The following is a 777-nucleotide window of genomic DNA, read 5'->3' as shown; positions in this document are numbered from 1 at the left end:
TCACACCAACAGATTCAGAATTGACCATTACTCCAAAATCAGCTACAATAGTTGCCGATGGAAAATCAAAAATCTACGGAGAGGTTAATCCGTTGTTGACAGCCCAAGTTTCAGGAACAGTAAACGGCGATGCATTGGATTATAGTTTGGCTACCACAGCAACTCAATTTTCGGGAGTAGGTAGTTATCCAATTGCAATCACATTAGGAAGCAATCCAAATTACAGCATCACACCAACAGACTCACAATTGACCATTACGCCAAAATCAGCTACAATAGTTGCCGATGGAAAAACAAAAATCTATGGAGAGGTTAATCCGTTATTGACAGCGCAAATTTCAGGAACAGTAAACGGTGATGCATTGGATTATAGTTTGGCTACTACTGCAACCCAATTTTCGGGAGTAGGTAGTTATCCAATTGCAATCACATTAGGAAGCAATCCAAATTACAGCATCACACCAACAGACTCAGAATTGACCATTACTCCAAAATCAGCTACAATAGTTGCCGATGGAAAAACAAAAATCTATGGAGAGGTTAATCCTTTATTGACAGCTCAAATTTCAGGAACAGTAAACGGCGATGCATTGGATTATAGTATAGCTACCACAGCAACTCAATTTTCGGGAGTAGGTAGTTATCCAATTGCCATTACATTAGGAAGCAATCCAAATTACAGCATCACGCCAACAGATTCAGAATTGAGCATTACGCCAAAATCAGCTACAATAGTTGCCGATGGAAAAACAAAAATCTATGGAGAGGTTAATCCGT

1 protein-coding gene is annotated in these 777 nt (G+C 39.4%); it reads left to right on the top strand.

Going from position 1 to position 777, the window contains the following annotated elements; all coding sequences use genetic code 11:
- Positions 1-777, top strand: a 777-nt coding sequence (locus ACFPTQ_RS16045; protein ID WP_379778986.1) for an MBG domain-containing protein, incomplete at both ends; no start/stop codon positions are given.

It is taken from the genome of Flavobacterium sp. GCM10022190 (assembly GCF_042656445.1).
GTDB lineage: Bacteria > Bacteroidota > Bacteroidia > Flavobacteriales > Flavobacteriaceae > Flavobacterium > Flavobacterium nitratireducens.
Note: the sequence above shows the minus strand (reverse complement) of the source record. Positions and strands in the feature narration are given on the sequence as shown.